The organism is Luteimonas sp. 8-5 (assembly GCF_029763755.1).
GTDB lineage: Bacteria > Pseudomonadota > Gammaproteobacteria > Xanthomonadales > Xanthomonadaceae > Cognatiluteimonas.
The window spans coordinates 1-434 of sequence record NZ_JARUVM010000188.1; the positions used below are offsets into that span (position 1 = coordinate 1).

Genomic DNA, 434 nt, shown 5'->3' on the forward strand with positions numbered 1-434 from the left:
GCGCGGTGGTGTTGCCGGCCGGGTTGACGTGGTAGACCTCGACCACGGAACCGTTGTAACGCAGCGGCAGCAGGTTGCAGCTGGCGCTGGTCGACTCGACGTCGCCACGGACGAAGGTGGTGGCGATCGCGGCGGAGGTGTCGTCGATCACGACGGCGTTGCCACCGTTCACGGCGGCGCAGACGTACGCGCTGAAGCCGGTGGCGGCGATGGCCACGTCGGCGCCGGTGTACTCGAAGGTCACCGTGCCGGCGGCGTTGTCGACGTCGCCCGTCACGTCCTCGGTGGAGCAGTCGTTGTTGAGCGACAGGAAGACGCCAACCGCATCGGCGTTGGTGGCGGTGTCGAACGCCGAGAAGTCACCTGTCAGGACCGAGGTGAACTCGTCGGTGCCCAGGTAGCCGAACGAGGTGAAGCCGGCGGCGACTTCGACT

General features: G+C 67.5%; 1 protein-coding gene. It reads right to left on the reverse strand.

The features are described 5' to 3' along the window. Positions 1-434: hypothetical protein (locus tag QAA18_RS12855; protein WP_279413489.1), on the reverse strand; the 434-nt coding region annotated here is incomplete at both ends.